The following is a 5,058-nucleotide window of genomic DNA, read 5'->3' as shown; positions in this document are numbered from 1 at the left end:
TATTGCTCCGCAACGCTGCTGCGACCGCGCTACGGGGACGGAGTTCTCGGTCCCGCCCTTTTAAGGGGTATAGTCTGCTTCCTTCTCAACTGTTGTGGATATTCTGCGCAATGCCCCGCTGGGGATTTATCTGGAAGAGCCTCGCACCTGGCTACATTGCCTGGATCCGCGGGTTAAGCTGGCCTGGCTGCTCAGCTTTCTCCTCAGCCCCATTTTGGCCGGCAATGGTTGGCGCTTGGCCGTGGTGGTGGCTCTTCTGCTGCTAACTGTGGCGGCCCGTCTGCCGCGCCGGGTTTGGTCGGGCCAACTCTCCCTGGTGCTGGCCCTGAGCCTGCTCACCTTTGGGATCACCAGCTTGGCGCCGGATGGATTGGGGGTTTTTCCCCAACCGCAACGGCAGGATATGCAGGTGGTGGGCTATGGGCTGACCGGGATCCCCGCTGTTCCCGTTAGCGGTGCAGGGCACTTCGACTTGGCCGTAGAACAGGGATCCCCAAACCGTGCCTGGCGGGCGCAAACCCGTGCCTGGCAAACTCCTTATCGCTACCGCCTGGTTCAGTTTTCCCTATTGGGACGAACCTTTCAGGTCTCCCGCCGTTCTCTATCGGTGGCGCTGCGGCTGGGCACCCTCATTTTTACGTTGCTCTACGCTACCCATTTGTTTCTGTTGACCACGGCCCCCGAAGAAATTGCCGAGGGGATCGGCCAATGGTTGCAGCCTCTCAAGCGTTGGAGATGGCCGATTGCCGAAGTAATTCTCACCCTCACCTTGGCGCTGCGCTTTCTGCCTTTGGTGATGGAAGAGGTGCAAAACTTGGCGCGGGCGGTGCGAACTCGGGATGTGCGCTGGGGATCCCTGAGTTTCCGGGGCGGGATGCAAACCCTGCTGGCCTTGGTGGAGCGCTTTTTTGAAAACTTGCTCCTGCGTGCCGAACAGACGGCTATGGCAATGCAGGCCCGTGGGCTGACCGGCCCAGACCATCCCCTGCGCTGGCACCGCCTACAACTGCGGCGGCTGGATCGCGGCCTACTGGCTCTACTGCCCCTGTTTTGGCTGCTCAGAACCTTGTCCCCCTAAGGTGACCGGCAACACAGCTTTTTCCTACCCAGGGGGATGGGGCTCGTCGCTGCCCATCGGCAGGAGCAGCCGAGAGACACAACGCCCATCGGAAGAGAGGTAAAAGGAGAGCTGGCCCCCCATCCGCTGCACCACCCGTTGACACAGGCTGAGTTCCAGACCAGGACTTACCGATAGAGGCGACTTGAGCAGAGGATCCGCGTAGATCACCTGGTTCGGATCCAACTGAAGGGCGGCCATCAGGTGAGGGTCGAAGCTGCCCTGATCCACCACCAGCAGCTCTGCATAGCCAAAGGGCTCCGCACCGCTGTCGCGAACGCTGGCTTGGCTCCACAGATCCAGCCGCCCCCCTTCCGGGCTGCGCAAACCAGCGGCTGTCAACACCTCCCAGAGCACCATCTCCAGTCGTTCGGGATCCCCCTGGACGGCAATGCTCATGTCCCCATGGGCCCGCGGCCACAGCTTGCGTTTTTGGGTCAGGCCCTCCACCCGGCGCAGGCTTTTGCGCACCAAGGTTGCCAAGGGCACCGACCGCGACTGCGGCTGCACCTGCCAAGTTTCCGACTGCAACAACGGCCCTGTGGAGACGGTCAGATCCCGCAGCCCTCTGCCAATTTCCACTACTTTTTGCCAGCGGGTGGCTTCGTCTCCGGGGATCTCCGGCACCTGACCCAGGCGGTGCAGGCTGTCCAGAAGGGCATTCTGCATATCCAGCAGGCGGCGGTGCTTGTACCAGTTCAACTCCCTGAGCACCTCCTGCCGCTCTTGCAAAGTTTGCATCCAAAGCAAGCGCCGCAGCGTCCAGCCGCAGGTCTGGGCGATCAGCATCACAGCCGCCCGCTCGTCGGGATCCCAAACCTTGCCCGCTTCTGCCCCCAAGATCAAAACTCCCAAAGCTCCCGCCTGCGAGGAGTTTGTCTCCCCCAGCGCCACCAGCAGCCAGGATCCCAGGCCGGTAGCAAAGTGCTCCGCACCGCTGACGCGACTGAGCCAAGTGCGGCTGGCAGGGGGGATCTGCTCCTGGGTGAGCGGCAGAGGTTCTGCCGACTGCAGCGCGTAGGCCAGTAGGGGATCTTGCAGGTCGATCTCGGTGGGGCCGGTCTCCGTCCCGGCAGCGGTAGTAAAAGGCCCCTGGAGCTGAGCCCGGCTTTCCCCCGGCTGCCAACTGACCACCAGCGCCAGAGGGATCCCCAGCAATTGGGCCGTCTGTCGAGTGGTAGTGGTGTACAGATCTGACAAGGTGGCCGAGTTTTGCAAGGTTAAACAAGTGGTGATCAGGCCCTTGAGCAACTGCTCTTGTCGTTGCCGGCGTTGTTCTGACCGAATTTGCCGCAGGATCACCCCCACCTGTTGGGCAATCCCCCGCAGCAGTTGCCGCTCTTCCCGGCTCCAGGCCCGTAGCTGGGGATGCAACACCAAGAGCAGCCCTTCCACGGGTGTGTTGGCCCCGGTATGGGTCAGCATCAGGGAACGAACCCCTGCCAGTTCCTGCCGCCAAGAGAGCAGGCGCAGATCTTGGTCGTAGTTTTCTGCCACGACCACCTCGCTGCGCATGAGATCCTGCCAGTCCTGGTCGCTCAGAGGGCTGAGCTGCTGTGGCAAAGTCTGCTTGCCTTCCCTGCGGTACTCGTAGAAGAGGCGGGGGATGGGGCTGTCGGGATCCACCGTCAACACGGCCACTGCACCGACTTTCAGGCGCTGGGCCAGGCCGACAACGGCTTGCTGGAGAGCCTGTTGCAGCTCCGCCGGGTTGTAAAGCGAGCGGCCCACCTGTTGCACAAACTCTTGGTCATCGGCCAACTGGCGAATGCGGCGATCCAGATTTTCTAGGGGGGCAGCCAAGGCCAACCCATTGGCGGCAGCAGCTACCAACTGTCGCTCAGCGGCTTGCCAGGTACGGGGCACATCCGATTGCACCCAGATGAACCCCAGCAGATCCTTTTCCAGCAAAATCGGGGCCGCCAAAACGGCCTGGGCCCGCAACTGCTGCATCAGCTTGGGGGGAACCTCAGAGCGAGTCGTCCCTGTGCCGCCCACCACCACCTGGCCATCGGCGAGGGTGTAGTACATGTCCCCCAATTCCCGCAGCGAAAGGCTGACCTCCCCTGTTGGCCCTGCTCCGACTTTAGCCCCTTTGGGAACAGGGGGCTGAGAGGACTCCGTCCCCCCGCTGTTGCCAACAGCTTTGGGGACGCTCCCGTGGGGAACGAACTGACCCTGGCTGCGCTCGTGCCAATACACCTGAATGTGGACAGCGCCCAGAAAAGACTGTAACTCCTGCCTCACCAGGCTGACCCGTTCCTGCAGGGATCCCACCTGGCGCATCGCCGTTCCCAACCTCAGGAGCGGATCCTCAAGGCGCTTTTCGGTCTGCTGCTGCCAAGCGTTTTCCAACTCCTGCAGAGAGGCTGCCAACTGCCCCAGCAAAATTCCCAAGAGAGCCTTTTCGTCCTCACGGGTGGTAACCCCCCACATTTGGGATCCCAGCATCAGAATCCCCAAGCAGCGCCGCCGTCCTACTGCCGTTCGCGACAGCGGGCCGTAGGCCGAGAAGGGATAAATGAAACAGCCCTGGATCCCGCCCAGTCGCCTGGCCTCCCGCTGCCAAATGCCCATGCGCGGCTCCTGAGAGAGGTCAGGCAGGCTGATCGGTCGCTGCTCGATCACCACCTGCTCCAGGATCTCCCCCGGCTGTAGAGGATGCACCGCCCGCAGTAGAGTTTGATCCTCAAGAAGGGTCACTCCCCCCTGACCCACCAACTGGTGATTTGGATAGTCGTAAAAGGCCAGCCAGATCAGCGGCGCCCCAAACACCGCCTTGACATACTCCAGCGTGAGCTGAACGAGGGTGTTGGCATCGCTCTGCTCCCGCATCTGCTGCAAGGTTGCTTGCAGGGCCACCAGGGGAGATATTGGCCCAGCTCTATCGGAATGAGGGGGAACAGACTGAACCATACCTGTGTGGAGCTATTCTGCGGGTTCCTCTGCAAGTCAATGCCCTCTCAGCCAGATCTCCGTCGGATCTGAGCCTTATTTGTTGCTGGGCAACGCTGAGGCAACAGGTGAGAAGAAGAGAGCCCGGACTTGTTGCTGTTTGGAACAACTTTGGCATACTCTCCGCCCCAAGGGGCAGGGATTCTCGACGTCGGGCGTTCGCCCCATCCTCGACGCAGTGAAAGATTTGGTTTTCATCTCTCACCCAGCCCCAGTGTAGTCTGTCTGCAGCCGTCCTTCATGGCTTCCTAACTTCCCTGGGGTTGGTCGCGGAACGCTTGGAGAGTGTCTCAATCTAGTTTGGAATGACTGTAATTTCAGGAGGGCTTCACCACTGGGATCCCGCGCAGCTTGTGAGTATGGGTCACCAAGCTCTGGACAAAGTGTTGAAAGCGCTGTTTTAGCTTCTCGTCTTTGAGATTGCCTTGCTCGTCAAAAGCGCTCCAAGCCCGACCGATGGCGATTTGCTCTGGGATCACCCAGCCATGCACCCAACGCACAATCAAGCGCATCTGGTTCAGGGTATTGCTGTTGCTCTCGCCGCCCAAAACGCTGATTAACCCAAAGACCTTACCCTCCAGTTGCTCAAAACTCAACAGATCCAGTGCATTTTTCAGGCTGCCGCTGATGCCGCCGTGGTACTCCGGGCTGGCTAGGATGATCCCATCCGCCCGCTTCATGGTTGCTCGTAGGACTGCCACATCGGGATAATCCGCATAGGACTCCGAGCCATCCACAAAGGGCAACTTCATCTGCCGCAGATCGAGGATGTGCAACGGGATCCCCAACTTCTCAAACTCTCGCCGCGCCACCTCCAGCGCCTGGTACGTCAGGGAATTGGGCCGCAAGCTGCCCCCGATTGCCACGAAACGAGCCGCAGAGGTTTCAGCCATGGTGGTTTGAGGATTGCCAGTGAGGGCTTGTAGAGGAGACATGGGCCGGACTCCCGAGCAGACATCAGCTAGAAATCGCAGGAGCCCCGCACT

3 protein-coding genes are annotated in these 5,058 nt (G+C 60.8%); 1 reads left to right on the top strand and 2 read right to left on the bottom strand.

The genetic code is table 11. The annotated features are described in order from the left end of the window. The first annotated feature begins 94 nt into the window (after nucleotides 1-94). On the top strand, nucleotides 95-1,078 hold the full coding sequence (locus NW815_RS11655) for an energy-coupling factor transporter transmembrane component T family protein (protein ID WP_414349697.1): 984 nt from the start codon (nucleotides 95-97) through the stop codon (nucleotides 1,076-1,078). A 24-nt stretch (nucleotides 1,079-1,102) separates the two neighbouring features. On the opposite strand, the gene NW815_RS11650 is transcribed toward NW815_RS11655, so the two are convergent. Both NW815_RS11650 and NW815_RS11645 read right to left on the bottom strand, forming a co-directional pair. Beyond that, on the bottom strand, nucleotides 1,103-4,033 hold the full coding sequence (locus NW815_RS11650; RefSeq protein ID WP_414416037.1) for a GAF domain-containing protein: 2,931 nt from the start codon (nucleotides 4,031-4,033) through the stop codon (nucleotides 1,103-1,105). A 356-nt stretch (nucleotides 4,034-4,389) separates the two neighbouring features. Further along, nucleotides 4,390-5,007: an NADPH-dependent FMN reductase gene (locus tag NW815_RS11645; RefSeq protein ID WP_414349695.1), complete on the bottom strand. Its 618-nt coding sequence runs from the start codon at nucleotides 5,005-5,007 to the stop codon at nucleotides 4,390-4,392. Nucleotides 5,008-5,058 lie beyond the last annotated feature (51 nt).

The organism is Synechococcus sp. R6-7, assembly GCF_047461695.1.
In the GTDB taxonomy this organism is placed as follows: domain Bacteria; phylum Cyanobacteriota; class Cyanobacteriia; order Thermostichales; family Thermostichaceae; genus Thermostichus.
Note: the sequence above shows the minus strand (reverse complement) of the source record. Positions and strands in the feature narration are given on the sequence as shown.

Coding starts and splice junctions, on each gene's coding strand:
- NW815_RS11650 (WP_414416037.1), bottom strand. CDS start 4,033: ATGGTTCAGTCTGTTCCCCCTCATTCCGATAGAGCTGGGCCAATATCT.
- NW815_RS11645 (WP_414349695.1), bottom strand. CDS start 5,007: ATGTCTCCTCTACAAGCCCTCACTGGCAATCCTCAAACCACCATGGCT.